The following is a 26,319-nucleotide window of genomic DNA, read 5'->3' as shown; positions in this document are numbered from 1 at the left end:
CCTGTTAGGGCGCGGCTGGTAAGAGAGCCTTACAGGCGCATCAGAAAAACCTCCGGCTATGCCGGAGGATATTTATTGCAGGTTTAGAAGTTGTAACCCACGACCAGGTAGCCGCCCCAGCCGGTAGATTTCGCGCTGAAATCGCCGTCGCCCCAGTTCAGTTTTGCGCCATTCTGCCACTGTCCGCCGTTATGGAAGTAACGTGCAACGACCGAGTAGTGCCAGTGATCGTAGTTCAGCGCCAGGATATGGCTGGAAGCGATGGAGTTGCTGGTACGGTTCGGATCGTCGCCTAAATCAGATCCCCAGTCAAAGTTGGTAAAGCCGATATAGCTCAGTTTACCGCCCCACAGATCGGTGATGGGGACGAAGTATTTTACTTTGAAACGGTAGCCGTCCCATTCGTTTTCATTGGACGCGCCGTAGTTTTGCCACTGATATTTCGCATACACGTTCAGCGACAGGCCCATCGGCAGGCCGGTGTCGATATCGGTCCCCAGACCCATATACCACGTGCTCTGGCGGCTGGCTTTGTTATCGCCCATATCGTAGATGTAGTTGTTGGCGAAATACCACTCTTTAAACGGGCCGAAGCTCAGGTCTGCGCCGGTCAGCTTATCAATCGAGAAACGCGGTTCGATTTCCATGAACAGCGGAGAACCGTCGGACCAGATACCTTTATCGTTGCCGTTACCCCAATCAAAGGTTTTGGGAATATCGATATAGCCGTAGAAATCAAACCAGTCTTTTTTGGCAAATGCTTCATATTCCAGATAGACGTCGTTGTTCAATTTCGGCGAGAAACGGGTATGGTAGCTGCCTACCACGTTTACGCTCTGGTGCCACCAGTCGGACAAATACTGCGGCTGATCATTTTCTGCTGCGTTAGCAGTAAAAGATGAGGTGAGCGCCAGCGCTGCGCTGACTGCGAGTAAAGTTTTTTTCATATGTATGCCACTGTTTGAAATCCCTTACGGGAGTGAAAAGAACGCAATTTGCGTTTCTAAATATTTCGTGTTTCTGCGGAGCCTATTATAAAAATCATTGCTCACAAAAATATGTCTTGTTTCACATATCTATCATTTACGTAATCGATTGCGTTCACGTTTGCGCATTTTAGGTGCGGCGACAGTACTGTCTTTCATGAATATTACCAATCTATGTCATAAATGACGAAAATGTCAGTAGGGCAACAAAAGTCGCGCGGGGGATGTTGCGGAACGCACAAAACGCTCCGCCAGAACGTTTATTGATTAACAGGCTGAATATCATGGATGCGAATGAAGCCTAACTGCGCCGGAGTGATCCCCTTCAACGGTAACGAAATATTGACATCACTGGGCGCCAGCAAGCTGGCAGGGGCATTTACCAGAAGGCTCTGTGCATTCACCTCCTGATAGTTCTCCGTAGTGCCCTGAATTTGCCCGTACTCTACGGTAGCGCTGAATGCCGGCAGCGGATCGCGGGACTCGCCCTGAATGCGTAACGTTGCGTGAGCGCCGTCTGCGACAGGCGTAATCTCCAGCAATGTCATACGTAGCGTACCGATCTGACTCTCCAGCCGGGCAGGCGTATTGGCGCCAGGCAACAAATAGACGCCGCGGGTTGACTCCGCATTCAGCTTATTTTGTTGGGTAATTTTTACCGTTTCCTGATTCAGTTGGGTCATCTCTTTATTCAGGGTGCTAATGCTTTGATGCATCTGGCGAACTTCGCTCTGCGGCGCGCAGGCGGTCAGGCTCAAGAGACTTCCCACCAGGAGAATTCTTAGGTAACGTCTTGTCATGTCGATCATTTCCTTCGTGGTCCGATAGCGTAATGGTAGTGCGCTATACGCACAAAGGCACCGATCCTTTATCTCAAAAGCGCTCCGCCTTTGTTGTCGCGCCAGTTCAGGGTAAAATAGTGTTTTCTAAATCATCTGGTCAGGACGCCGTATGCATTGCCCATTTTGTTTCGCCGTAGATACCAAAGTCATTGACTCTCGTCTTGTAGGCGAGGGCTCGTCCGTGCGCCGCCGTCGGCAGTGTCTGGTGTGTAATGAACGCTTTACGACCTTTGAAGTGGCTGAACTGGTCATGCCGCGCGTGATAAAAAGTAACGATGTGCGCGAACCCTTTAATGAGGATAAGCTGCGTAGCGGCATGTTGAGAGCGCTGGAAAAAAGACCCGTCAGCGCAGATGATGTTGAAATGGCATTGAACCATATTAAGTCACAATTACGTGCCACTGGGGAGCGTGAAGTTCCCAGCAAGATGATTGGCAACCTGGTCATGGAGCAGCTGAAAAAACTCGATAAAGTCGCGTATATTCGCTTTGCCTCCGTCTATCGCAGTTTCGAAGATATCAAAGACTTTGGCGAAGAAATCGCTCGCCTACAGGACTAAGCCATGCAGGATGAGTTTTACATGGCGCGAGCGCTCAAACTGGCGCAGCGTGGACGTTTCACCACTCACCCGAACCCTAATGTCGGCTGTGTCATTGTTAACAATGGCGACATCGTCGGCGAAGGTTATCACCATCGCGCCGGAGAGCCGCACGCCGAGGTTCATGCGCTGCGGATGGCGGGCGCAAAAGCCAAAGGCGCAACCGCCTATGTCACGCTTGAACCCTGTAGCCATCATGGGCGAACGCCGCCATGTTGCGATGCGCTGATTGCGGCCGGCGTCGCGCGCGTGGTCGCCGCGATGCAGGACCCGAACCCACAGGTCGCCGGGCGCGGACTGTATCGTCTGCAACAGGCGGGTATTGCGGTCAGCCACGGGTTAATGATGAGTGAAGCGGAGGCGCTCAATAAAGGCTTCCTCAAGCGGATGCGTACCGGATTCCCTTATCTTCAGCTTAAACTGGGCGCCTCCGTGGATGGACGGACGGCGATGGCCAGCGGCGAAAGCCAGTGGATCACCTCGCCGCAGGCCCGGCGCGACGTTCAGCGCTTGCGTGCGCAAAGCCACGCTATCTTAACCAGTAGCGCGACGGTATTGGCTGACGATCCGGCCTTGACGGTGCGTTGGGCGGAGTTAGACGCCTCTACGCAGGCGTCTTACCCGCAGGAAAATCTGCGCCAGCCGGTGCGAATTGTTATCGACAGCCAAAACCGGGTAACGCCTGCGCATCGTATTGTGCAGCAGCCTGGCGAAACGTGGATTGCGCGTACCCAGGAAGATAGCCGCACGTGGCCCGATTCGGTTCGTACTATCAGCGTACCAGCGCACAACGGACATTTGGATCTGGTTGTGCTGATGATGCAGTTAGGCAGGCAGCAGATTAATAGCATATGGGTTGAAGCCGGACCGGGACTGGCGGGCGCGTTGCTGCAAGCCGGGCTGGTGGATGAACTGATTGTCTATGTCGCGCCTAAATTGTTGGGAACCCAGGCGCGGGGATTATGCGAATTGCCAGGGCTTGAGAAGCTCGCCGACGCGCCGCAATTTACCTTCAGCGAAATACGACATGTCGGCCCGGATGTTTGCCTGCATATGGTGAGCGTATGAGTTCTCCCGTCGAAAGGGGAGCAGCGCTCAAATTATTATGATAAAATCCGCCCCCCTGCGGGGCCAAATGAACCCTGGAAGAGAGAATATGAACATTATTAAAGCTAACGTTGCAGCCCCTGACGCTCGCGTCGCCATCACTATTGCGCGTTTCAATCAGTTTATCAACGACAGCCTGCTGGATGGCGCGGTTGATGCCCTGACGCGTATTGGTCAGGTAAAAGATGATAATATTACCGTAGTGTGGGTGCCTGGCGCCTATGAACTGCCGCTGGCGACCGATGCGCTGGCGAAAAGCGGTAAATATGACGCCGTGGTTGCGCTGGGAACCGTGATTCGCGGGGGGACTGCGCACTTTGAATATGTGGCAGGCGGCGCCAGCAATGGCCTGGCAAGCGTTGCCCAGGACAGTGGCGTGCCGGTAGCCTTTGGTGTTCTGACCACCGAGAGTATTGAACAAGCCATCGAACGTGCTGGTACAAAAGCCGGTAATAAAGGCGCAGAAGCTGCGCTGACCGCGCTTGAAATGATTAATGTATTGAAAGCCATTAAGGCCTGATTTTTTGTAAGGGGAATTCCGTGAAACCTGCTGCTCGTCGCCGCGCCCGTGAGTGTGCCGTCCAGGCGCTTTACTCCTGGCAGTTGTCCCAGAACGACATCGCTGATGTTGAATACCAGTTCCTGGCGGAACAGGACGTAAAAGACGTCGACGTTCTCTATTTCCGTGAACTGCTATCCGGGGTGGCGACTAACAGCGCGTACCTGGATGGTTTAATGAAACCGTATCTGTCCCGCCTGCTTGAAGAGCTGGGACAGGTTGAAAAAGCCGTGCTGCGTATTGCGTTGTTTGAGCTGTCAAAACGCAGCGATGTGCCTTATAAAGTGGCCATCAACGAAGCGATTGAACTGGCGAAAACCTTTGGCGCTGAAGACAGCCACAAATTCGTCAACGGCGTACTGGATAAAGCAGCTCCGGTGATTCGTCCCAACAAAAAGTGATTCACAGGCCGGAAAGATAGCGGGCGATGGATACCCGCCGTCTCCGGCCTTTTCTTTTTTTCTGCTGAGGCATAACGTATGGCATGTGGCGAGTTTTCCCTGATTGCCCGTTATTTTGACCGTGTAAGAAGCTCTCGTCTTGATGTTGAAACCGGTATTGGCGACGATTGTGCGCTCCTGAATATTCCTGAAAAGCAGACCCTGGCGATCAGTACCGATACGCTGGTGGCGGGCAACCACTTCCTCCCTGATATCGATCCTGCCGATCTGGCTTATAAAGCGTTGGCGGTGAATTTAAGCGATCTGGCCGCGATGGGGGCCGACCCGGCCTGGTTAACGCTGGCGTTAACGTTGCCGGAAGTGGATGAGCCGTGGCTGGAGGCTTTTAGCGACAGTCTGTTTGCGCTATTGAATTACTACGATATGCAGCTGATTGGCGGGGACACCACGCGTGGACCGCTGTCGATGACGCTGGGTATCCACGGTTATATCCCGGCAGGGCGCGCACTCAAGCGATCTGGCGCGAAGCCGGGCGACTGGATTTATATCACCGGTACGCCGGGCGACAGCGCTGCCGGGCTGGCGGTTTTGCAAAACCGGCTACAGGTGTCGGAGGAGACAGACGCTCACTATTTAATTCAACGGCATTTACGCCCGACGCCGCGTATTTTACACGGCCAGGCGCTGCGTGATATCGCCAGCGCGGCTATCGATCTTTCCGATGGTTTGATTTCCGATCTGGGGCATATCGTCAAGGCCAGCGGCTGTGGGGCAAGAGTAGATGTTGATGCGCTGCCAAAATCCGATGCGATGATGCGCCATGTTGATGACGGGCAGGCGCTGCGTTGGGCGCTTTCCGGCGGCGAAGACTATGAGCTGTGCTTTACGGTGCCGGAACTGAACCGTGGCGCGCTGGATGTCGCCATTGGTCAACTGGGTGTTCCCTTTACCTGCGTAGGTCAAATGAGCGCAGATATTGAAGGGCTGAATTTTGTACGTGACGGAATGCCTGTCACCTTTGACTGGAAAGGATATGACCATTTTGCCACGCCATAAAGATGTTGCGAAAAGCCGCCTGAATTTGCGCAATCCGTGGCACCTGCTCGCTACCGGCTTTGGCAGCGGGCTGAGCCCCGTGGTGCCGGGCACGATGGGCTCGCTGGCGGCGATCCCCTTCTGGTATTTGATGACGTTTCTGCCGTGGCAGCTTTATTCGCTGGTCGTGATGTTTGGGATCTGCATTGGCGTTTATCTTTGCCATCAGACGGCGAAAGATATGGGCGTACACGACCACGGCAGTATTGTCTGGGATGAATTTATCGGTATGTGGATAACGCTGATGGCGTTGCCGACGACGGACTGGCAGTGGGTGGCTGCCGGGTTCGTTATTTTCCGCATTCTGGATATGTGGAAACCCTGGCCGATCCGTTGGTTTGATCGCAACGTGCACGGCGGCATGGGGATTATGATCGATGATATCGTCGCCGGGGTGATATCCGCCGGCATACTGTATTTTATCGGTCATCACTGGCCGCTCGGTATTATTTAAAGGGTTTGCCGGATGGCGGCGTAAATGCCTTATCCGGCCTACCCCCGAACAATATGTCGATTTCGCAGGCCCGATAAGCGCCGCGCCATCGGGCAATGGCACATTATTTAAATCCCACCACCGGATGCTGTTTGTACGGCGTTTCGAGTTCGGCAATCTGCTCCGGTTTGAGCGTTAAATCAACGGCATTCAGCAACTCATCTAACTGCTCTTCACGCGAAGTGCCGATAATCGGCGCGGCGACGCCTCGTTTACTGAGTAGCCAGGCCAGCGCAACCTGCGCTCGCGTTGCGCCAAGCGCCTCGCTGACGCCAGCCAGCCGTTCCGCTATTTGCGCATCATTTTTATCGCTTTCAGCGTATAAATTTTTACCCACGTCATCCGAGACCTGGCGGGCCGTGGTTTCTCCCCAGGGGCGAGTTAAGCGTCCGCGCGCCAGCGGACTCCACGGAATCACGGCGACGCCTTCCTGCCAGCACAGCGGTAGCATCTCTCGCTCTTCCTCGCGGTAGATCAGGTTATAGTGATCCTGCATTGTGACAAACGGCGCCCAGCCGTGTTGTTTTTGTAGCGCCAGCGCCTGGGCAAATTGTGAGGCGTGCATTGAGGAAGCGCCGATATAGCGGGCTTTACCCGCCTTCACCACGTCGTTTAGCGCTTCCAGAGTTTCTTCTATCGGCGTGGTGTAATCCCAGCGGTGGATTTGCAGGATATCGACATACTCCATTCCCAGACGGGTGAGGCTATCGTCAATAGAGCGCAGGATTTGCGCGCGGGACAATCCTTCCGGCAGATCGCCGACGCGATGGAAGACTTTCGTCGCTACCACCACCTCGTCGCGCCGGGCGAAATCACGCAGCGCGCGACCGACAATCTCTTCGCTGCTGCCGTCGGAGTAGCTGTTGGCGGTATCAAAAAAGTTAATGCCGCCCTCAAGGGCGCGCTTGATGATGGGACGGCTGCTCTCTTCGGGAAGCGTCCAGGCGTGATTGCCGCGACTCGGCTCGCCGAATGTCATGCAGCCCAGACAAAGGCGGGACACCCGAAGATCTGTATTTCCTAACGTGTTGTATTGCATGACTCCGCTCCTGTTATACCCGTCACTCTTCAAGCATAGCAGGAGCAAAGAGGGGATTATGCCAGCCAGGCCTTGATTTTGGCTTCAATGCCTGCGGCGTCGAGCCCCAGTTCCGCGCGGGCTTCTTCCTGCGTTCCTTGCGGGATAAAGAAATCCGGAAGACCGATATTCAGCACAGGTACAGGTTTACGATGGGCCATTAGCACTTCGTTTACGCCGCTGCCAGCGCCGCCCATAATGGCGTTTTCTTCCAGCGTCACCAGCGCGTCATGCTGCGCGGCCATCTCCAGAATTAACGTGTCGTCCAGCGGCTTAACAAAGCGCATGTCGACCAGCGTGGCGTTCAGCGCTTCGGCGACTTTCGCCGCCTCAGGCATTAAGGTGCCAAAGTTCAGAATCGCCAGTTTTTCGCCATGACGCTTTACAAGGCCTTTACCAATAGGCAGTTTTTCCAGCGGGGTTAGCGCCACGCCCTGCGCATTACCGCGTGGATAACGTACTGCCGTCGGGCCGTCGTTATAGTGATACCCGGTAAATAACATCTGGCGACATTCGTTTTCGTCGCTTGGCGTCATGATCACCATATCCGGGATGCAGCGCAGATAGGAGAGATCGAACGCGCCCTGGTGCGTTTGCCCATCCGCGCCAACGATACCGGCGCGATCGATGGCGAACATGACCGGCAGTTTCTGGATAGCGACGTCATGGATAACCTGATCGTAGGCGCGTTGCAGGAAAGTAGAGTAGATCGCCACGACGGGCTTATAGCCGCCAATCGCCAGGCCTGCGGCGAAGGTGACGGCATGCTGCTCGGCGATGGCGACGTCAAAATAGCGATCCGGGAATTTACGTGAAAATTCCACCATGCCGGAACCTTCGCGCATTGCCGGGGTGATCGCCATCAGTTTGCTGTCTTTGGCGGCGGTTTCACACAGCCAGTCACCGAAGATTTTTGAATAACCGGGCAGACCGCCGCTGCTTTTCGGCAAACATCCGCTGGAAGGATCAAATTTAGGCACCGCATGGAAAGTGATCGGATCTTTTTCCGCGGGCTCATAGCCGCGGCCTTTCTTGGTCATGATATGCAGGAACTGCGGGCCTTTCAGGTCGCGCATGTTCTTCAATGTGCTGATAAGCCCCATGACATCGTGACCATCGACCGGCCCGATGTAGTTAAAGCCCAGCTCTTCGAACAGTGTTCCCGGCACAACCATGCCTTTAATATGTTCTTCGGTACGCTTGAGCAGTTCTTTAATTGGCGGTACGCCGGAGAAGACCTTTTTTCCGCCTTCGCGCAGAGAAGAGTAAAGCTTACCGGAAAGTAGCTGCGCCAGATGGTTGTTGAGCGCGCCGACGTTTTCCGAAATCGACATTTCATTGTCGTTCAGAATGACCAGCATGTCGGGCCGGATATCGCCTGCGTGATTCATTGCTTCAAACGCCATACCGGCGGTGATGGCGCCGTCGCCGATCACACAGACGGTGCGGCGATCTTTGCCTTCTTTCTCCGCCGCCACGGCAATGCCGATACCGGCGCTGATGGAAGTGGAGGAATGCCCAACGCTCAGCACATCGTATTCGCTTTCTCCGCGCCACGGGAACGGGTGCAGACCGCCTTTCTGACGAATGGTGCCGATTTTGTCGCGACGACCGGTAAGGATTTTATGTGGATAAGCCTGGTGTCCAACATCCCAGATTAGCTGGTCAAACGGGGTGTTGTAGACATAATGCAGCGCCACGGTAAGTTCTACCGTGCCCAGCCCGGAAGCGAAGTGCCCGCTGGAACGGCTTACGCTGTCGAGTAAGTAGCGGCGTAGCTCGTCGCAGAGTTTCGGCAGAATCTCTTTCGGTAACAGTCGTAACTCCTGGGTGGAGTCGACCAATGCCAGGGTAGGGTATTTGGCTATATCAAAACTCATCGCAAGCTCATTGGATATGGGGTTTATTTATCACGCTGGATTATGTAGTTCGCTAGCGCTTCCAGTGCCGAGGTGTCCAGTGATTGCGCGGCCAGCTGATGTAACGACTGACGGGCGTCCTCTATCAGGTCCCGGGCTTTATTCCGGGCTTGCTCAAGACCCAGAAGTGCAGGGTAGGTACTTTTGCCAAGCTGCTGGTCTGCGCCCTGACGTTTACCTAACGTTGCAGTATCGCCCACCACATCCAGAATGTCATCCTGAACCTGGAAGGCAAGGCCGATACTCTCTGCATAGCGGTCAAGTATCGGCAGAGTATTCCGTCCTTTATCGCCCGCGCTCAACGCGCCAAGTCTAACGGCGGCGCGAATGAGCGCGCCGGTCTTATGGCGATGAATGCGTTCCAGCGCGTCCAGAGTGATCCGCTGGCCTTCTGCCGCCAGATCCAATGCCTGACCGCCGCACATACCGGCGATGCCGCTGGCGTTCGCCAGTTCGGCGATCATCGCGATACGATCGCGATCGGCGACTTCCGGCATCGGCGCGTCGCTGATAATGGCAAACGCCAGCGTTTGCAACGCGTCTCCTGCCAGGATTGCGTTGGCTTCGCCAAATTTAATATGGCAAGTCGGCAGGCCGCGACGCAAATCGTCATCGTCCATTGCTGGCAGGTCGTCATGGATCAGCGAATAGGCATGAATGCATTCGACCGCCGCAGCTGGCGCATCCAGCGTTGCCGTACTGACGCCAAACATTTGACCGGTGGCGTAAACCAGAAATGGCCGCAGGCGTTTACCGCCTAATAATGCGCCATACTGCATGGCTTCGACCACGGGAGTGTTCTGAAAGGGCAGTGGCGCGATAAAACGGCTCAGCGCCTGATTCGCTTGCGTTACGCAAGCCTGTAGCTGCTGCGTAAAGTCCATTTACTCATTATCCGCGATAAAAGGCTCAGGTGAAGCCTCTTCATTATCAGACAGCAAAATTTGCACGCGCTGTTCCGCCTGCTGCAGTTTTGCCTGCCCCTGACGCGCCAGTTGTACGCCGCGCTCGAATTCATTCAGCGCGTCTTCCAGCGGCAAATCGCCGCTTTCCAGGCGGGTAACAATATGTTCCAGCTCGCTCAGCGCAGTTTCAAAGCTGGCGGGCGCCTCATTTTTCTTCGGCATGATGACTGTTTGACTCTCTGTAATGGCAGCACAAGTCTATGGTAACGGACTCACACTGATAAGCAAATAACGCGCAATGGTAAGGGGAAATGCGCAAGATGTCCGTGATAGTGATATACTTCCGCGCCTGGATGCAGCCGTAGGTATGGGCTGCTGTACTATTTCTCCACGACAAGCCTTAGATAGCTTGCTAAAGAACCATTGCCGCCATGAAGTTTATCATTAAATTGTTCCCGGAAATCACTATCAAAAGCCAATCTGTGCGTTTGCGCTTTATAAAAATTTTAACCGGGAACATCCGTAACGTTTTAAAGCACTACGATGAGACCCTCGCGGTTGTCCGTCACTGGGATAACATTGAAGTTCGCGCCAAAGATGAAAACCAGCGTCTGGCGATTCGCGACGCGCTGACCCGCATTCCGGGGATTCACCATATTCTTGAAGTCGAAGATGTGCCGTTCACCGATATGCACGACATTTTCGAGAAAGCGTTGGCGCAGTATCGCGAGCAGCTTGAAGGCAAAACCTTCTGCGTGCGCGTAAAACGTCGCGGTAAGCATGAGTTTAGCTCCATTGAGGTGGAGCGCTATGTCGGCGGCGGATTAAATCAGCATATTGAATCGGCGCGCGTGAAGCTCACTAACCCGGATGTGACGGTGCATCTGGAAGTGGAAGATGATCGCCTGCTGCTGATCAAAGGGCGTTATGAAGGTATTGGCGGTTTCCCGATTGGCACCCAGGAAGATGTGCTGTCGCTGATCTCCGGCGGTTTTGACTCCGGCGTCTCCAGCTATATGCTGATGCGTCGCGGCTGCCGCGTACACTACTGCTTCTTTAACCTCGGCGGCGCGGCGCATGAAATCGGCGTTCGCCAGGTGGCGCATTACCTGTGGAACCGCTTTGGCAGCTCCCATCGCGTGCGTTTTGTGGCGATTAACTTCGAACCGGTGGTCGGCGAGATTCTGGAGAAAGTTGACGACGGCCAGATGGGCGTGGTGCTCAAACGTATGATGGTACGCGCGGCGTCGAAAGTGGCGGAACGTTACGGCGTACAGGCACTGGTGACCGGCGAAGCGCTGGGCCAGGTATCCAGCCAGACGCTAACCAACTTGCGCTTGATCGATAACGTATCTGACACGCTGATCTTGCGCCCGCTGATCTCTTACGATAAAGAGCACATTATCAACCTGGCGCGCCAGATTGGTACGGAAGATTTTGCCCGTACGATGCCGGAATACTGTGGCGTGATTTCAAAAAGTCCGACGGTGAAAGCCATTAAAGCGAAAATTGAAGCCGAAGAAGAAAATTTCGACTTCAGTATTCTCGATAAGGTGGTAGAAGAAGCGAACAACGTCGATATTCGTGAAATCGCCCAGCAGACCCAGCAGGAGGTGGTGGAAGTAGAAACCGTGAGCGGTTTTGGCGCCAACGATGTGATTCTGGATATCCGTTCTGTCGACGAGCAGGATGACAAGCCGCTGAAAGTGGAAGGCGTCGACGTCGTTTCGCTGCCTTTCTACAAGCTGAGTACTAAATTTGGCGACCTCGATCAGAGCAAAACCTGGCTGCTATGGTGCGAACGCGGCGTAATGAGTCGCCTGCAGGCGCTCTATCTGCGCGAGCAGGGGTTTGCCAATGTGAAGGTGTATCGTCCGTAATTCCTTTGCCGGGTGGCGGCTATGTCCTACCCGGCCTACCGTTTTATTTGTGCCCCAACCGTTTTGCAATGCGCTCCAGCTTCATCATCAGCAGCAGCGTAATGGCCACCAGCACAATGGTCAGCGCCGCGCCGTCGGCGATATTTCCACGGTCGGTCAGGCTAAAGATAGCCACCGGTAGCGTCGTCCAGCCCGGCGGATAAATCATCATTGTCGCGCCCAACTCCCCCATGGAGAGCGATAAACTCAGCGCCAGCGCTGACATCATCCACGGCATCAATAACGGCAACGTCACGTGACGCAGACGATACCAGGGCGATGCCCCCAGACTCGACGCGACGTTTTCAATATCGGCGGAAATTCGCGCCAGTCCGGTCGACACGTTACTGAAGGTAAAGGCGGAAATCAGCACAAAGTGCGCTGTCAGCACAATCCATAGGGTGCCGTTCATTTGCAATGGCCCCTGGCTGAAAGCAACCAGAATGCCCAGGCCCACGGACACTGACGGAATCGCACTCGGCAGATAGAACACCATACTTAACCATTTCTGCGTTTTCACCCCATATTGACGCAGCGCCAGCGCCGCCCAAACGCCGCAAAGCAGCGCAAACAGGCTGGCGCAAAAGCCAATCGTGAGGCTGGCAAGTAGGGCATCCCATGCCGCACCGTGCAGAGCGTTAACAAAGTGGTTCAGTGTGAAGCCACTCGGCAGAATACCGTTCCACTGCTGGCTAAGGCTGGACATCAGAATCACTGCCAGCGGCAGGAAAAAGAACACGATAAACAGTACGCTAGCCACAACGCCCGCCGCTGCGCGTCCTTTAGGTGACCAAATTAGCATGGCTAGCTCCTTACGCTGGTACGCGATGCCGCCAGGCGATAGAGGGAGAACAGCCCCAGCGACAAGACAATGTTAATCAACGCAATCATGCAGGCGACCGTATAGTCGGACTCCAGAATCGCTTTGCTGTAAACCATCATCGGCAGGGTGTTAACTCCCTTCGCGCCAATAAACAGTACGATGCCAAACTCGTTAGTGGTCAACAGCAGGCACAGGCTGCCACCAGCCATCAGCGCCGGTAGCGCCGCCGGGAAAATCACCTGCCCAATCACCCGTAATGGGTGCGCCCCCAGAATGCTGGCTGCCTCTAGCTGGCTTTTATCAATTTGCCGCAGCGCGGCCATCAGTGGCCGCATCACCAGCGGAGTGAACACCGTGATCTCCGCCAGAATGACGCCCTGCATCGAGTAGAGAAAATCTACCGGCGGTAGCTCAAAGGCAAACAGGCTCATCAGCGTACCGTTGAGCAGACCCGCTGACCCATAAATAAAGGTGAACGCCAGCGTAATCAGGAAGGTCGGCAGCGCAATAAAAGTATCGACGACCCGACCAATCCACTCGCTGCCGGGGAAAGGAATAAACACCAGAATCAGCGACATCACGCTGCCCAGCAGCAAGCAACCGGCGGTGGCGAAAAAGGCGATTTGCAACGTGTTCAGCAACGCGCCGACAAAGCGTTTCGAGTCGACCACCTGGCGGAAGGTCTCGAGCCCGATCTCGCCATTGGCACCGCGTAGCGCCTGTTCAACGATGAGCGACAGAGGCCAGAAAAACAGCGTCGCCAGCACCAGCAACGGGAGCAGCAGCCACAGCAGCGGGCGTAGGTTAAGCGCCGGTTTTTCCAGTGGTAAAATGAGTGACATGGTTATACCTCAATCAGGACCGCATCATCCGGTTCGAACCACAGCGCCAGCTTGTCGCCCACGCGCGGCAGTGGATTGACATGCGTCAACACCATCCGCACCGTTTCGCCAGCAACGTCACACAACAGATGGGTTAAATCGCCCTGCCAGTGCACCGATTGCAGTGTGGCGTTGAAGCGGTTGCTGTAGGCCGAACGCGGCGTCAGGCTGAGGTGCTGAGGACGAATGCACAGCAGTTTGTTGTAACCGTGGTGGCTGCCCCGGCTGAACGCGCGAATCACCGCACCGCCGCAGCTGACGTCCACCAGCCCAGGAACCTCCGTTATCCCCAGCGCGATGGCGGAGAGAATATTGGCGCGGCCTAAGAATTCGGCGGCAAAACGATTGGGCGGATGCTGATATAGCGCGCGGGTTTCGCCGTGAGCAATCAGCGAGCCATCCTTCATAATGCCGATTTTATCGGCCAGGGTGAGCGCTTCCGTTTGATCGTGGGTGACGTAGAGAATAGTGAGTTCCGGCAGCTCACGGTGAAGACGGGCGATTTCTTCCACTATATTATGACGAATCTGTGCGTCCAGCGCTGACAGTGGTTCATCCAGCAACAGCACGCGCGGGCGCACGGCAATCGCGCGGGCGATGGCCACGCGTTGCTGCTGGCCGCCGGAAAGTTGATGCGGATAACGGGTGGCGTAATCACTCATGCCAACCGTTTTCAGCGCCTGCGTGACACGCTCATTAATTAGCGCCTTTGGCTGCTTCTGCGCACGCAGACCAAAAGCGACGTTGTCTTCCACTTTCAGATGCGGGAACAAGGCGTAGTTCTGCACCACCATCGCCAACCCGCGTTTATAGGGTGGCAGATGGGTGACGTCCGTATCGCCAATCAGAATACGACCGCCTGCAGGTTGCACAAAGCCCGCAACCGCACGCAGCACCGTCGTTTTTCCAGATCCTGATGGGCCAATCAGCGCCAGCACTTCGCCAGGTTCAATCGTCAAAGAGAGCGGTTTAAGCACCACGTTGCCGTGATACGCAACGCGCAGCGAGTCGAGGACTATCCCCGATGTCCCCTGCGATGCAGGGGCGTGAACGGCGGTCGTTTTCATCAGCATCAGGCTTACTCGCTTTCGGTCACTTTGTGCCAACGGCTAATATCTGCCGACAGCGAAACGGCTACGTCATCCCAATTGGGCTGCCAGATCTGCACGCCTTCTAACGCGGCAGTGGCGGCCTTATAATGTTCGTCGCTCGGCGTCACGTCGCTGCGTACCGGCATTCCCCAGGAGAGTTCGCTGACGCGAGTCTGCGCTTCTTTACTCAGCAGGAAGTTAATCAGCTTTTTACCATTTTCACTCTGCGGCGCCCCCTGGACCAGGCCAATGACATAAGGGATGGCCAGCGCGCTGCGCTCGCCTTTGTCGTTGGCCGGCCAGAAGATTTTCACGTTCGGGTTACGTTCCATCTGCGCGAGGTTCATTTGCAGGTCGCCGTTAGCGACGTAGATTTCACCTTTATTAACCAGCGCGGTTAGCTTGCCGGTAGAGGCAGATGGCCCGACGTTATTGGCCTGCAGCTTGCCGAGATACGCAAAACCGGCATCTTTACTGCCGAAGCTGTGGAAAGCCTGCAGCATTACCGCCGTGCCGTCAGCGGCCTGGCCTGGCGTGGAATACTGGAGTTTATTTTTGAATTTACCGTCAAGCAGATCCTGCCAGCTCGCCGGGGCAGTTTTCAGCAGCTTGCTGTTGTAGATAAAGCTCAGATAATTCTTTACCAGCGGCGAATAAAGGTTGTTGGCATCGGGGATAGCCGATGCGGCGTCGGTGTTAAAGTTCGCCAGCAGCTTTTCGGCGGCGGCGCGCTGAATGAATGGCGGCGCGGTTACCAGCACGTCGGCTTGCGGATTCGTACGCTCTTTTGCCAGACGTTCCACTACCACGCCACCACCGCCTTCAACATAGCGTACGGTAATGCCGGTCGCTTTAGTGAATGCGTCAAACTGCACCTGGTACCAGCTGTTATCGCCATCGTGCAGCCCGTCGATGGAGTACACTGTGACCACTGATTCCGCCCATGACGGGGCGCTGGCGAGAGCGAAGACAGACAGCAGAGCAAGTCGGGAAAGTTTCATCGTAATAGCCTCATAGCGTACATTGCATTTTCTGGCCTATACCAGGTTTGCTTTTTACGCTAAACGGCTTATGTGACAAAACGATGAAAAAGAAATAAATCAGTCCACGCTGGATGATGCTGCGCTTATCCGGATAGCCGTGAGACGATACGATTGGTAGGCCGGATAAGGCCCGCAGCCAACATCCGGCGCACCCGCTAGTGGGTATCTACCTCAATGCGCAGGCTGTCGTGACGCCAGTATTCGATATCCAGATCCAGCACTCGCCCGTGTTGATCGTAGTTCAGACGGCGCAGCAACAGCGCCGGGCGTCCTTCCATAACTCCCAGCGCCTGTGCGGCCTGCGCAGGCATGGCGGTGGGGTAGAACGACAGATGCATGCTGGTATAGGTGAGGTTGTAGTGCGACTCGTATACCTCGGTCAGGCTGCCGTTGAGATCGTACTGCAGCAGCTCAGGCACGCGGGCGGGCAAACAATGGTTTTCGCAGTAGCACACGGCGCGGCCATCGGCGTAACGCAGACGGGTCAGCAGATAGATTTGATCAAACGGCTGGAGCTGGAGGGGCTCCATAACCTCGACAGGCACGGTGGTTAACACGCCGCTCAGTAGCGCGGTTTTTGGCTCCCGCCCCTGCTCGCGACAAAGCTTATGGAAGTTGGTGTTCTGGGTCGGATCCAGCCACAGGCGTTCCGGCGTAACGAACCAACCGCGACGATCGGCGCGCCAGATAAGCCCACTGGACTCCAGCTGCGCCAGACTTTCGCGGATAGTAATGCGCGTGGTGTTGAAGATCGCGCACAGTTCGCGTTCAGACGGCAGTTTATCACCGCTTTTCAACGCACCGCTCTGAATACGCGCCTGAAGCTGCGCCTTGATCAACAGGTACTGCGGGATATCGCCCGGGATAGATTTCATGCTTACTCGCTTCCGTTTTGCCTGCCGCCATTATACAAGCAGAGATGAATTTTTTGTTGCAGCGCGATTTTCTCTTTGACCCGTCGCGGCAAAGATCGTCATGATAAATGCAATCTGGTATAGACCAAAGGTAAATAACATGACTTCGCGTAACTATCTGCTGCTGACTCCTGGCCCGCTCACCACCTCTCGCACCGTGAAAGAAGCGATGTTGTTCGATAGCTGTACCTGGGATGATGATTACAATATCGGCGTGGTAGAACAGATCCGCCAGCAGTTGACCGCACTGGCAACGGCCTCCGAAGGCTACACCTCCGTACTGCTGCAAGGCAGCGGCAGCTATGCTGTGGAAGCCGTACTGGGCAGCGCATTGGGGCCGCAGGATAAGGTGCTGATCGTCAGCAACGGTGCATACGGCGCACGAATGGTCGAGATGGCCGGCCTTATGGGTATCGCCCATCACGCTTACGACTGCGGCGAAGTTGTGCGCCCGGACGTACAGGCGATCGACGCGATCCTCAACGCCGACCCGACGATCAGCCATATCGCCATGGTGCATAGCGAAACGACCACCGGGATGCTCAACCCCATTGATGAGGTGGGCGCTCTGGCGCATCGCTATGGCAAAACCTACATCGTTGACGCCATGAGCAGCTTCGGCGGCATCCCCATGGATATTGCAGCATTACACATCGATTATCTGATCAGCTCCGCCAATAAATGCATTCAGGGCGTGCCGGGTTTTGCCTTCGTGATTGCCCGCGAGCAAAAACTGGCCGCGTGCAAAGGGCGTTCCCGCTCGCTGTCGTTAGATCTCTACGCCCAGTGGCGCTGCATGGAGGATAACCACGGCAAATGGCGTTTTACTTCGCCCACTCATACCGTCCTGGCGTTTGCCCAGGCGTTGAAAGAGCTGGCGGAAGAAGGTGGCGTGGCGGCACGTCATCAACGCTATCAGCAAAATCAGCGCAGCCTGGTGGCCGGAATGCGGGCGCTGGGCTTTAACACGCTGCTGGATGACGAACTTCATTCGCCCATTATCACCGCCTTTTATTCACCGGAAGACCCGCAGTATCGCTTTAGCGAATTTTATCGCCGCCTCAAAGAGCAGGGCTTTGTTATCTATCCAGGCAAAGTGTCGCAAAGCGACTGCTTTCGCATCGGCAACATTGGTGAAGTATATGCCGCCGATATCACTGCCCTGCTGACCGCCATTCGTACCGCCATGTACTGGACGAAATAAGGAACCATGATGAACCGTATTCACGCTGTTATTCTCGACTGGGCGGGCACCACCGTCGATTTTGGCTCCTTCGCGCCGACGCAAATTTTCGTCGAGGCGTTCCGTCAGGCATTTGATGTGGAGATCACCCTCGCCGAAGCACGCGTGCCAATGGGGCTGGGTAAATGGCAACACATTGAAGCGCTGGGAAAATTACCTGCTGTTGACGCGCGCTGGCAGGCAAAGTTTGGCCGCTCCATGAGTGCAGCAGATATTGATGCCATCTATGCCGCCTTCATGCCGCTACAGATTGCTAAAGTTGTCGATTTTTCTTCTCCTATTGCCGGAGTTATCGACACGATCGCGGCGCTAAGAGCCGAGGGCATTAAGATAGGCTCCTGCTCCGGTTACCCACGAGCGGTGATGGAGCGCCTGGTCCCCGCCGCCGCTGAGCATGGTTATCGTCCGGATCATTGGGTGGCAACGGACGACCTGGCCGCGGGTGGTCGCCCGGGGCCGTGGATGGCGCTGCAAAACGTGATTGCGCTGGGCATTGATGCGGTCGCGCACTGCGTGAAGGTAGATGATGCCGCGCCGGGCATTAGCGAGGGGCTTAACGCGGGGATGTGGACGGTGGGGCTGGCGGTATCGGGTAACGAATTCGGCGCAACATGGGACGCCTATCAGACAATGTCGCAAGAGGACGTTGCGACCCGCCGCGAGCACGCGGCCAGCAAGCTGTATGCCGCCGGCGCGCATTACGTGGTGGATTCACTGGCGGATTTACCTGGGGTGATTGCGCATATTAATGCGCGTCTGGCGCAGGGCGAACGCCCGTAAAATAACTGCCGGATGGCGCTGCCGCTTATTCGGCCTACAGACTGTACCGTTTTGTAGGCCGGATAAGGTATTTACGCCGCCATCCGGCAATCATTCTTACTCGTAGTAGTTATAAATCCCCGCCGCCATCACTAGTTGCGAAGCCACTTCATGCGCTTTTTCACGACCAACCAACAGGTCGATGATTTTCAAACCAAAATCGATAGCGGTACCCGGTCCCTGGCTGGTTAATAATTTTACCCGCGCATCCCACACCACACGCTTATCCTGCCACTGTTCGGCGGGGATCTTATCTTTCAGCGCTGGAAAACCGGTCATATTGCCGATAGGGAAGATATCGTGCGGCACGAGCACTGTAGCGGCTGTGGCGCAAATGGCTGCGACAATGCGCCCGGAGCGGTGAAACTGCTTTACGGTTTCGACCAGCAGCGGGCTGTCGCGAAAGCACTCGGCGCCTTTAATTCCGCCGGGCAACACGATGATGTCATAATCGCCGTCGGCAACTTCAACCAGCGGCGCATCCGCCAGTAGCTTTACACCGCGCGAGCAGACAATCGTCAGGCCGCCATCGCTGGCGACGCTTGCAGTAGTGACCTTAATTCCGCCGCGAACCAGCAGATCGATAGTAGTGACCGCTTCGGTCTCTTCACTACCAGGGGCGAGGCATACCAGTGCCTGAGCGCTCATACTCACTCTCCTTTCGCTTTACCATTTCAAACAGGCGGCTATTTTCCGGAACGGCGAGACCGTGCACGCGGGCGCGCTTGAGTAAATAACCGGTGATGTAGTCAATTTCGGTATGGCGCATGGCGCGCACGTCCTGCAACATGGATGAGATGTTTTCTGCCGTACTGTCAATCACTTGCTCAACATAATAGCGTAAATCGTCTGCCGATGTGTGGTAGCCTTCACGTTCAATCACGGCGGCGACCTCTTCGCAAATCGCGTTGATTTCATCAGTATGATGGCGCAGCTCGCCGTTCGGGCAGTTCCAAAGCGCGGTGAGCGGGTTGATAACACAGTTGACCGCCAGTTTGCGCCACATCTCTGCGCGGATATTGTTATGCCAGGCGACATCGGGCAGTACCCCCTGCAGGATATCGGCGAGATAACTGTAATCGCCGTCTTGCTCGCGCGCCGGGCCAATATGCGTAGTACCGTTAGCGACATGAATAATGATATTACCGTCGCGGCGCGCAGCATGGGTGATAGTCCCCATCAACATCGGCTGTTGGATATTTTGCAGTTCTTCTATGGTTCCCATTCCATTATGAATGAGCAGAATAGGCGACGTCACCGGTAGGGTTGACGCCAGGGTTCGTACTGCGTCGGAAACCTGCCACGCTTTCAGCGTGACTAACAACAGTTCGCTCTTCGCCAAAAAATCCGGATCGTTTGCCGTCAGTGATTCGTTGAAAAAGGAACCATCGGTATCGATCAGATTTACGCTGCAATAAGGTTGTGGCACCCGTAGCCAGCCCTGTACGTCATGTCCGTGTTTGCACAGTGCCGAAAGCCAAAGTTGTCCTAAGGCTCCGCATCCCAGTACAGTAATTTTCATTGTTCCTCCTCACCTGCAACAGCGCCAGGTGTTATGGCGCTAATTATAGCGTCATCAGCTAAGCTTCTCGTTAAGCCTCGTTGCAGGTATTATGCAACGCAACGAAAATGAAGGGAGAAGAAAAGATGCCATCTTTCGATATTGTTTCTGAAGTTGATCTGCAGGAAGCGCGTAACGGCGTGGATAACGCGGTTCGCGAGGTTGAGTCTCGTTTTGACTTTCGTGGCGTAGAGGCGACTATTGAACTGAACGATGCCAATAAAACCATCAAGGTGCTGAGCGAGTCCGATTTCCAGGTCAATCAGTTGCTCGATATTCTGCGCGCCAAGCTGCTTAAACGCGGTATTGAAGGCGCTTCGCTGGATGTACCGGACGAGTTCGTGCATAGCGGTAAAACCTGGTATGTGGAAGCGAAGCTGAAGCAGGGCATTGAAAGCGCCGTGCAGAAGAAAATCGTCAAGCTGATTAAAGACAGCAAACTGAAGGTGCAGGCGCAAATTCAGGGGGAAGAGATTCGCGTGACGGGCAAATCACGTGACGATCTGCAATCGGTAATGGCGCTGGTTCGCGGCGGCGATTTGGGCCAGCCGTTCCAGTTCAAAAACTTCCGCGATTAAGTTGTTATGCCGGATAGAGCCTCGTCGCCATCCGGCAATGCTGCATTCATCCTTTGCTGATAAGCTGTTCAACTTCAAAGCGATTGGTCACTTTGCTGTCGATTTTGACGTAAGCGGAATGCTCTTCCGCCACGATCAGCGCTTCGCTTACGCCTTTCATTGCCAACAGTCGCTGTTTTAGCCTGTCGTCAGCAACGATATCCGCTGGAATTTCCACACGCAGGCTGCTGACATAGGGCGGCTCTTTCATGGTACTTGCCACCGCCAGCCATACCATCGCCAGTACGGCCCCGGCAAGAAAAACGGTTTGCCCATCAAACGTGCCGTCTATCCAGCCGCCCAGCGAGCCGCCAAGCGCCACGCCAAGAAACTGACTGGTAGAATAGACGCCCATCGCCGTTCCTTTATACCCCGCGGGCGACTCTTTGCTAATAAGAGAAGGCAGCAGCGCCTCCATCAAATTAAAGGCAAGGAAAAAGAGTTGTACGCCAATCACCAGCTCCCAGAAATGCTGGCCCGCTCCCCACAACACGATTTCCGCGACGATAATGAGCCCCACGCAGAACAGGAATACCTGCTTCATCCGCCGTTTGACTTCAGCATAGATAATAAAAGGCACGACGGCGGCAAAGGCGATCACCATGGTTGCCAGATACACCTTCCAGTGTTCGGCGGCAGGAAAACCGGCATCGGCAAGCTGGCCGGGCAGGGCGACAAAGGTGGACATCAATAAAATATGCAGACACATAATGCCGAAATTAAGCTTGAGCAGCCTCGGCTCCGCCAGCACTTTACTGAAGCTGCCTTTGACCATCCCGGATTCGCGATTCAGCACATGGTTGGTACTGTTGGGAACCACCCAGATCGTCAGAAGAATGCCCAGGGTGGCGAGGGCGGCGATCATCCAGAACAACGCGTTCAATCCCAGACTATGGGTAACAATTGGCCCTAATACCATCGCAATCGCGAAGGTGATACCAAAGCTGACGCCGATAAACGCCATCGCTTTGGTGCGGTTTTGCTCTCGGGTCAGGTCAGACAGGAGCGCCATGACGGCGGCGGCAATAGCGCCGGACCCCTGTAGCGCTCGCCCCAGAATAATGCCCCAGATTGAGTGGGAGAGCGCGGCAATGACGCTGCCCGCGACAAATACCGCCAGTCCGCCGACAATCAGTGGTTTACGGCCAATGCGGTCGGACAGCAGCCCAAAGGGAATTTGAAAGATAGCCTGCGCCAGCCCGTAAATGCCGATCGCAATGCCGATTAATGCTTCGCTGGCGCCCTGTAGCGCCATACCGTATGTGGTCAGTACCGGTAGAACCATAAACATGCCCAGCATACGCAACGAAAAGACGGTCCCTAAACCCCATGTGGCACGCAGCTCCCCTGGCGTCATTTTATAATCGTTCATTGCCACCTCTGTATGAAATTCGCACCTAGTGTAAAGCGCCAGGTTGGTTGGGTAAATATGCGCTTTATTAACAAATGTTGTGGTGGTGAGGGTAGGCCACGAGAGACGAAAAATGCCGGATGGCGATACTCACGTCGCTTATCCGGCCTACAGGTAACGTGCTTTTGTAGGCCGGATAAGGCATAAGCCGCCATCCGGCATAGAAGAGGTGACGATGAACTTACCAGACGTAAGTCAGCAGATTCTGCGAATTCGGCACCATAAAATCAACGGACATCATGATACTCAGCGCGGTAATCGCAATGATAGAGAAGCCGAACAGCTTGCGCGCCCAGACCTTATCATCTTCCACTTTGTAACCGCGTAGCGCCATGCCGAGCCACCAAACGCTGACCGCCGCGGCGACCACCAGGTATTTGTAACCGGCATAACCGCCCAACGTTAGCATTAGCGTTGCAACGGCAAACGCAATGATGTACAGCGTGATGTGGTTTTTAGCGACTGAGATTCCTTTTACCACCGGCAGAACCGGGATATTGGCCGCCTGATAGTCCTTAAAGCGGAAAATGGCGATGGCGTAAGAGTGCGGCATCTGCCAGAGGCTGAAAATAGCCAGCAGGATCGCCGCGCCGCTGTCAAAGTCGCCCGTTACGGCGCAGTAGCCAATCACCGGCGGCGCTGCGCCGGAGAGAGAACCAATCAGCGTTCCGTAGACGGAGTGACGCTTCATGTACAAGCTGTACACGCCAACGTAGACCACAAAGCCCATCACCCCCAGCCAGCAGGCCAGAGGATTAGCGCCAAACCACAGCAGCATAAAGCCAGCAATACCCAGCAGGGTGGCGTATACCAGCGAGACGCCAGGAGAAATCAGGCCTTTGACCAGCACCCGATTCTTGGTCCTTTCCATCTTCCTGTCGATATCCCTGTCGATGTAGTTGTTAAATACACAACCCGACGCCACAACCAGTGAGACCCCGACCAGCGTATAAATGAACAGGGGATAGTCAATGCTGCCCTTTGAGGCCAGCAGAAATCCCCCGATCACCGAGATCAGGTTGCCAAAGATGATGCCTGGTTTCGTTACTTGCAGGTATTGCTTAAACATCATACTCGCCGCTCTTAGTGCATCATCATGTTGTAGTTGAGGTTCCACATAATCCAGATGGAGCCCACAACCAGGATGGCGATGATCAGCACGGTAAAGATGAAGGCCGTCATGTTCCAGCCTTCATCAGATTTGGTGTTCATGTGCAGGAAACACACCAGATGCACCAAAATCTGCACCACTGCCATTGCCAGGATAGATCCCAGAATAACGGCCGGAGAGGCAGCGCCAGTCATCACCATCCAGAATGGAATAACCGTCAGGATGACCGACAGGATAAAGCCGGTCATGTACGTTTTTACGCTGCCGTGGGATGCGCCGCCGCTCTCGGTAGAATGACTCATTACATCGCCCCCATCAGATAAACAACAGTGAATACGCAAATCCAAATCACATCCAGGAAGTGCCAGAACAGGCTCAGGCACATGATGCGGGTACGGTTAGTGCTGGTCAGACCGCGACGGGCAACTTGCACCATCAGCACCGCCATCCAGATCAAACCGGAAGTGACGTGCAGACCGTGCGTGCCGACCAGCGCGAAGAACGCAGACAGGAAGCCGCTGCGATCCGGGCCCATACCGTTAACAATCAGGTGATGGAATTCATAGAGTTCCATCCCGATAAATCCGGCGCCAAACAAGAAGGTCAACGCCAGCCAGGAGATAACCTGGCTCTTGTTGTTCTTGTGCATGGCGATCGCCGCCATGCCGTAGGTAATGGAGCTAAATAACAGCAGGAAGGTTTCAACCAGAACGAACGGCAGTTCGAAAATGTCCTTACCTGTCGGGCCGCCAGCGGTGCCGTTCACCAGAACGGCATAGGTAGCAAACAGAATAGAGAACAGAATGCAGTCGCTCATCAGGTAGACCCAAAATCCGAAGATTTTGTTCTGGCCTGCGTCATGGTGCCCGTGTTCGTGCGCGTGGGCAGTCGCGTGCGTTAAAGTATCAGTTGCCATTTTTCAGCCCTGCCTTAGTAATCTCATCGAAATGCTGGTTTTCCAGTTTTTCGACTTCCGGGACCGGCACGTAGTAATCCACATCTTCATCAAAGCTTTTTACAATCCAGCTGATGATCATGCCTGCGAAACCCACTATCGCCAGCCACCAGATATGCCAGATCATGGCGAAGCCAAATACCGTCGCGAAGGCGGCGATAACAATACCGGCACCACTATTTTTCGGCATATGAATCTCTTCATACTGTCCAGGCTGTTGGTACGCTTCGCCTTTTTCTTTCATTTCCCAGAAGGCGTCACGTTCGTGAACGTGCGGCACAACGGCAAAGTTATAGAACGGTGGCGGAGACGAGGTTGACCACTCCAGCGTACGGCCACCCCATGGGTCGCCGGTCAGATCGCGGTTCTGATCGCGGTCGCGAATAGAAACGAAGATCTGAATCAGTTGGCACAGGATACCCAGCGCAATCAGCGCGGCACCGGCGGCGGCAACCATCAGCATCGTATGGAACTGCGGATCAATTTGCTGGCTGAGGCGACGGGTCATGCCCATGAAGCCCAGTACGTACAGCGGCATAAAGGCTACAAAGAAACCGATAATCCAGAACCAGAAGGCGCGTTTACCCCAGGTTTCGTTCAGCTTGAAGCCAAACGCCTTCGGCCACCAGTAGGTCATACCCGCGAAGCAGCCAAACACCACGCCGCCGATGATCACGTTATGGAAGTGCGCAATCAGGAACAGACTGTTGTGCAGGACGAAGTCCGCGCCCGGTACCGCCAGCAGAACGCCGGTCATACCGCCGACCGAGAAGGTCACGATAAAGCCGATGGTCCACATCATTGCGGAATGGAAGACAATACGGCCCTGATACATGGTGAACAACCAGTTGAAGATCTTCACCCCGGTCGGGATGGCGATAATCATGGTGGTGATACCGAAGAAGGCGTTAACGTTCGCGCCCGCGCCCATCGTGAAGAAGTGGTGCAGCCAAACGATAAACGACAGTACGGTAATACAGACGGTCGCCCAAACCAGCGAGGTATAGCCGAACAGACGTTTACGCGAGAAGGTCGCTGCGATTTCGGAGAATACCCCGAAGACCGGCAGAATCAGAATGTACACTTCCGGATGGCCCCAGGCCCAAATCAGGTTGATGTACATCATCATGTTGCCGCCCATATCGTTGGTAAAGAAATGGGTGCCCAGATAGCGATCCAGGGTCAGCAACGCGACGGTAACCGTCAGAATCGGGAAAGAGGCGATGATCAGTACGTTGGCGCACAAAGAGGCCCAGGTAAAGACCGGCATCTTGAACATTGTCATACCCGGCGCACGCATCTTCAGGATCGTCACGAAGAAGTTGATACCGGTTAACGTCGTACCAATACCCGAGAGTTGCAACGCCCATATCCAGTAATCGACCCCGACGCTGGGACTGTACTCTATTCCCGATAGCGGCGGATAAGCCAGCCACCCTGTCTGCGCGAATTCACCCACGCCCAGTGAGAGGTTAACCAGGATAACGCCGACAACGGTGAACCAGAAGCTCAGGTTGTTCAGGAAAGGGAACGCAACGTCGCGCGCGCCGATCTGCAGCGGAACCACCAGGTTCATCAGACCGATAACGAAGGGCATCGCCACGAAGAAGATCATGATTACGCCGTGAGCGGTAAAGATCTGATCGTAGTGGTGCGGCGGTAGAAAACCCGCTTCGCCTGCGGAGGCAAGCGCCTGCTGGCTACGCATCATGATGGCATCGGCGAAACCACGTAACAGCATCACAATTGCGACGATGATATACATGATGCCGAGGCGTTTATGGTCAACCGACGTTAACCACTCTTTCCATAGGTAGGTCCACTTACCGAAGTAAGTAATCGCTGCCAGTATCGCCAGTCCCCCGACGATAATTGCAGCGATCGTTACCATGACGATAGGTTCATGGAACGGTACTGCATCCAGTGATAATTTTCCGAACATCTTATC

At 54.9% G+C, this 26,319-nt stretch carries 28 protein-coding genes and 2 pseudogenes; 11 read left to right on the top strand and 19 right to left on the bottom strand.

All coding sequences use genetic code 11. From position 1 onward, the window contains the following. Positions 1-83: 83 nt before the first annotated feature. Together ACLJRE_RS15785 and ACLJRE_RS15780 are read right to left on the bottom strand one after the other, a co-directional pair. Positions 84-947, bottom strand: coding sequence for a nucleoside-specific channel-forming protein Tsx (locus ACLJRE_RS15785; RefSeq protein ID WP_000752021.1), 864 nt, complete (start codon positions 945-947; stop codon positions 84-86). Positions 948-1,246: 299 nt separating this feature from the next. Beyond that, positions 1,247-1,786, bottom strand: coding sequence for a DUF3251 domain-containing protein (locus ACLJRE_RS15780; protein WP_000198486.1), 540 nt, complete (start codon positions 1,784-1,786; stop codon positions 1,247-1,249). Positions 1,787-1,937: 151 nt separating this feature from the next. Here ACLJRE_RS15780 and nrdR point away from each other — a divergent pair, with 151 nt between their 5' ends. The 6 genes from nrdR (at position 1,938) to pgpA (ending at position 6,042) form a co-directional block, all read left to right on the top strand. Beyond that, on the top strand, positions 1,938-2,387 hold the full coding sequence (gene nrdR, locus ACLJRE_RS15775) for a transcriptional regulator NrdR (RefSeq protein ID WP_000543533.1): 450 nt from the start codon (positions 1,938-1,940) through the stop codon (positions 2,385-2,387). A 3-nt stretch (positions 2,388-2,390) separates the two neighbouring features. Further along, entirely contained in the window at positions 2,391-3,494 is a 1,104-nt protein-coding gene (gene ribD, locus ACLJRE_RS15770; RefSeq protein WP_023212893.1) for a bifunctional diaminohydroxyphosphoribosylaminopyrimidine deaminase/5-amino-6-(5-phosphoribosylamino)uracil reductase RibD, read from the top strand. An 88-nt stretch (positions 3,495-3,582) separates the two neighbouring features. Next, the gene (gene ribE, locus ACLJRE_RS15765) at positions 3,583-4,053 is read left to right on the top strand and encodes a 6,7-dimethyl-8-ribityllumazine synthase (protein ID WP_001021370.1); all 471 of its coding nucleotides are present in this window, start codon (positions 3,583-3,585) and stop codon (positions 4,051-4,053) included. Between the two features lie 20 nt (positions 4,054-4,073). Continuing rightward, positions 4,074-4,493, top strand: a complete 420-nt coding sequence (gene nusB, locus ACLJRE_RS15760; protein ID WP_000801129.1) for a transcription antitermination factor NusB — start codon at positions 4,074-4,076, stop codon at positions 4,491-4,493. A 78-nt stretch (positions 4,494-4,571) separates the two neighbouring features. Next, positions 4,572-5,549, top strand: a complete 978-nt coding sequence (gene thiL / locus ACLJRE_RS15755) for a thiamine-phosphate kinase (RefSeq protein ID WP_023212894.1) — start codon at positions 4,572-4,574, stop codon at positions 5,547-5,549. Continuing rightward, complete coding sequence (gene pgpA, locus ACLJRE_RS15750; RefSeq protein ID WP_000154063.1) at positions 5,527-6,042, top strand: phosphatidylglycerophosphatase A; 516 nt, start codon at positions 5,527-5,529, stop codon at positions 6,040-6,042. Before thiL ends, pgpA begins: the two co-directional genes overlap by 23 nt. Positions 6,043-6,046: 4 nt before the next feature. Here the strand turns inward: pgpA and ACLJRE_RS15745 are convergent. From ACLJRE_RS15745 to xseB, 5 genes and pseudogenes are all read right to left on the bottom strand, one after another. Beyond that, positions 6,047-6,138, bottom strand: a pseudogene (locus tag ACLJRE_RS15745) (hypothetical protein); the annotation flags it as partial. Between the two features lie 7 nt (positions 6,139-6,145). Beyond that, positions 6,146-7,120, bottom strand: a complete 975-nt coding sequence (locus ACLJRE_RS15740) for an aldo/keto reductase (RefSeq protein ID WP_023212895.1) — start codon at positions 7,118-7,120, stop codon at positions 6,146-6,148. Between the two features lie 56 nt (positions 7,121-7,176). Further along, a complete protein-coding gene (gene dxs, locus ACLJRE_RS15735; protein WP_000006768.1) occupies positions 7,177-9,039 on the bottom strand; it encodes a 1-deoxy-D-xylulose-5-phosphate synthase in 1,863 nt (620 codons plus the stop codon). 23 nt (positions 9,040-9,062) lie between these two features. Beyond that, positions 9,063-9,962, bottom strand: a complete 900-nt coding sequence (gene ispA / locus ACLJRE_RS15730) for a (2E,6E)-farnesyl diphosphate synthase (RefSeq protein ID WP_000348074.1) — start codon at positions 9,960-9,962, stop codon at positions 9,063-9,065. Then, positions 9,963-10,205, bottom strand: coding sequence for an exodeoxyribonuclease VII small subunit (xseB, locus tag ACLJRE_RS15725; RefSeq protein ID WP_001124944.1), 243 nt, complete (start codon positions 10,203-10,205; stop codon positions 9,963-9,965). Between the two features lie 209 nt (positions 10,206-10,414). Between xseB and thiI the strand changes: the two genes are divergently transcribed. Beyond that, positions 10,415-11,863: a tRNA uracil 4-sulfurtransferase ThiI gene (gene thiI, locus ACLJRE_RS15720; protein ID WP_000668648.1), complete on the top strand. Its 1,449-nt coding sequence runs from the start codon at positions 10,415-10,417 to the stop codon at positions 11,861-11,863. A gap of 43 nt (positions 11,864-11,906) precedes the next feature. On the opposite strand, the gene phnV is transcribed toward thiI, so the two are convergent. From phnV to phnR, 5 genes are all read right to left on the bottom strand, one after another. Then, the gene (gene phnV / locus ACLJRE_RS15715; protein WP_000909790.1) at positions 11,907-12,704 is read right to left on the bottom strand and encodes a 2-aminoethylphosphonate ABC transport system, membrane component PhnV; all 798 of its coding nucleotides are present in this window, start codon (positions 12,702-12,704) and stop codon (positions 11,907-11,909) included. A gap of 2 nt (positions 12,705-12,706) precedes the next feature. Then, entirely contained in the window at positions 12,707-13,567 is an 861-nt protein-coding gene (gene phnU / locus ACLJRE_RS15710) for a 2-aminoethylphosphonate ABC transporter permease subunit (protein ID WP_001527315.1), read from the bottom strand. A gap of 2 nt (positions 13,568-13,569) precedes the next feature. Further along, a complete protein-coding gene (gene phnT / locus ACLJRE_RS15705) occupies positions 13,570-14,679 on the bottom strand; it encodes a 2-aminoethylphosphonate ABC transport system ATP-binding subunit PhnT (protein WP_023212896.1) in 1,110 nt (369 codons plus the stop codon). Between the two features lie 5 nt (positions 14,680-14,684). Beyond that, complete coding sequence (gene phnS, locus ACLJRE_RS15700; protein WP_001527485.1) at positions 14,685-15,698, bottom strand: 2-aminoethylphosphonate ABC transporter substrate-binding protein; 1,014 nt, start codon at positions 15,696-15,698, stop codon at positions 14,685-14,687. 197 nt (positions 15,699-15,895) lie between these two features. Next, a complete protein-coding gene (gene phnR, locus ACLJRE_RS15695) occupies positions 15,896-16,615 on the bottom strand; it encodes a phosphonate utilization transcriptional regulator PhnR (protein ID WP_023212897.1) in 720 nt (239 codons plus the stop codon). 139 nt (positions 16,616-16,754) lie between these two features. On the opposite strand from phnR, the gene phnW reads away from it, so the two are divergent. The 3 genes and pseudogenes from phnW to ACLJRE_RS15680 form a co-directional block, all read left to right on the top strand. Further along, positions 16,755-17,858, top strand: coding sequence for a 2-aminoethylphosphonate--pyruvate transaminase (gene phnW, locus ACLJRE_RS15690; RefSeq protein ID WP_001527479.1), 1,104 nt, complete (start codon positions 16,755-16,757; stop codon positions 17,856-17,858). 9 nt (positions 17,859-17,867) lie between these two features. Next, positions 17,868-18,677: a phosphonoacetaldehyde hydrolase gene (phnX, locus tag ACLJRE_RS15685; protein WP_001527428.1), complete on the top strand. Its 810-nt coding sequence runs from the start codon at positions 17,868-17,870 to the stop codon at positions 18,675-18,677. A 5-nt stretch (positions 18,678-18,682) separates the two neighbouring features. Continuing rightward, positions 18,683-18,765, top strand: a pseudogene (locus ACLJRE_RS15680) (hypothetical protein); the annotation flags it as partial. 8 nt (positions 18,766-18,773) lie between these two features. Here the strand turns inward: ACLJRE_RS15680 and yajL are convergent. Both yajL and panE read right to left on the bottom strand, forming a co-directional pair. Then, the gene (yajL, locus tag ACLJRE_RS15675) at positions 18,774-19,364 is read right to left on the bottom strand and encodes a protein deglycase YajL (RefSeq protein ID WP_001527209.1); all 591 of its coding nucleotides are present in this window, start codon (positions 19,362-19,364) and stop codon (positions 18,774-18,776) included. Then, positions 19,327-20,238: a 2-dehydropantoate 2-reductase gene (gene panE / locus ACLJRE_RS15670; protein ID WP_000705816.1), complete on the bottom strand. Its 912-nt coding sequence runs from the start codon at positions 20,236-20,238 to the stop codon at positions 19,327-19,329. The genes yajL and panE overlap by 38 nt, the downstream gene beginning before the upstream one ends. 125 nt (positions 20,239-20,363) lie before the next feature. Here panE and ACLJRE_RS15665 point away from each other — a divergent pair, with 125 nt between their 5' ends. Continuing rightward, a complete protein-coding gene (locus tag ACLJRE_RS15665; protein WP_001138913.1) occupies positions 20,364-20,855 on the top strand; it encodes a YajQ family cyclic di-GMP-binding protein in 492 nt (163 codons plus the stop codon). Between the two features lie 46 nt (positions 20,856-20,901). Here ACLJRE_RS15665 and ACLJRE_RS15660 read toward each other — a convergent pair whose 3' ends face one another. The 5 genes from ACLJRE_RS15660 to cyoB form a co-directional block, all read right to left on the bottom strand. Beyond that, entirely contained in the window at positions 20,902-22,266 is a 1,365-nt protein-coding gene (locus ACLJRE_RS15660; RefSeq protein ID WP_001000935.1) for an MFS transporter, read from the bottom strand. Positions 22,267-22,486: 220 nt separating this feature from the next. Continuing rightward, complete coding sequence (gene cyoE, locus ACLJRE_RS15655) at positions 22,487-23,377, bottom strand: heme o synthase (RefSeq protein WP_000971352.1); 891 nt, start codon at positions 23,375-23,377, stop codon at positions 22,487-22,489. Between the two features lie 11 nt (positions 23,378-23,388). Beyond that, positions 23,389-23,718: a cytochrome o ubiquinol oxidase subunit IV gene (locus ACLJRE_RS15650; RefSeq protein WP_000019878.1), complete on the bottom strand. Its 330-nt coding sequence runs from the start codon at positions 23,716-23,718 to the stop codon at positions 23,389-23,391. Then, complete coding sequence (locus ACLJRE_RS15645; RefSeq protein ID WP_000179833.1) at positions 23,718-24,332, bottom strand: cytochrome o ubiquinol oxidase subunit III; 615 nt, start codon at positions 24,330-24,332, stop codon at positions 23,718-23,720. The genes ACLJRE_RS15650 and ACLJRE_RS15645 overlap by 1 nt, the downstream gene beginning before the upstream one ends. Beyond that, positions 24,322-26,313, bottom strand: a complete 1,992-nt coding sequence (gene cyoB, locus ACLJRE_RS15640; RefSeq protein ID WP_000467158.1) for a cytochrome o ubiquinol oxidase subunit I — start codon at positions 26,311-26,313, stop codon at positions 24,322-24,324. The genes ACLJRE_RS15645 and cyoB overlap by 11 nt, the downstream gene beginning before the upstream one ends. Positions 26,314-26,319 lie beyond the last annotated feature (6 nt).

This window comes from Salmonella sp. SAL04157 (assembly GCF_046551635.1).
GTDB classification, from domain to species: Bacteria; Pseudomonadota; Gammaproteobacteria; order Enterobacterales; family Enterobacteriaceae; genus Salmonella; species Salmonella enterica.
The sequence above is the reverse complement of the archived record's forward strand: the minus strand, read 5'-3'. Positions and strand labels throughout refer to the sequence as shown.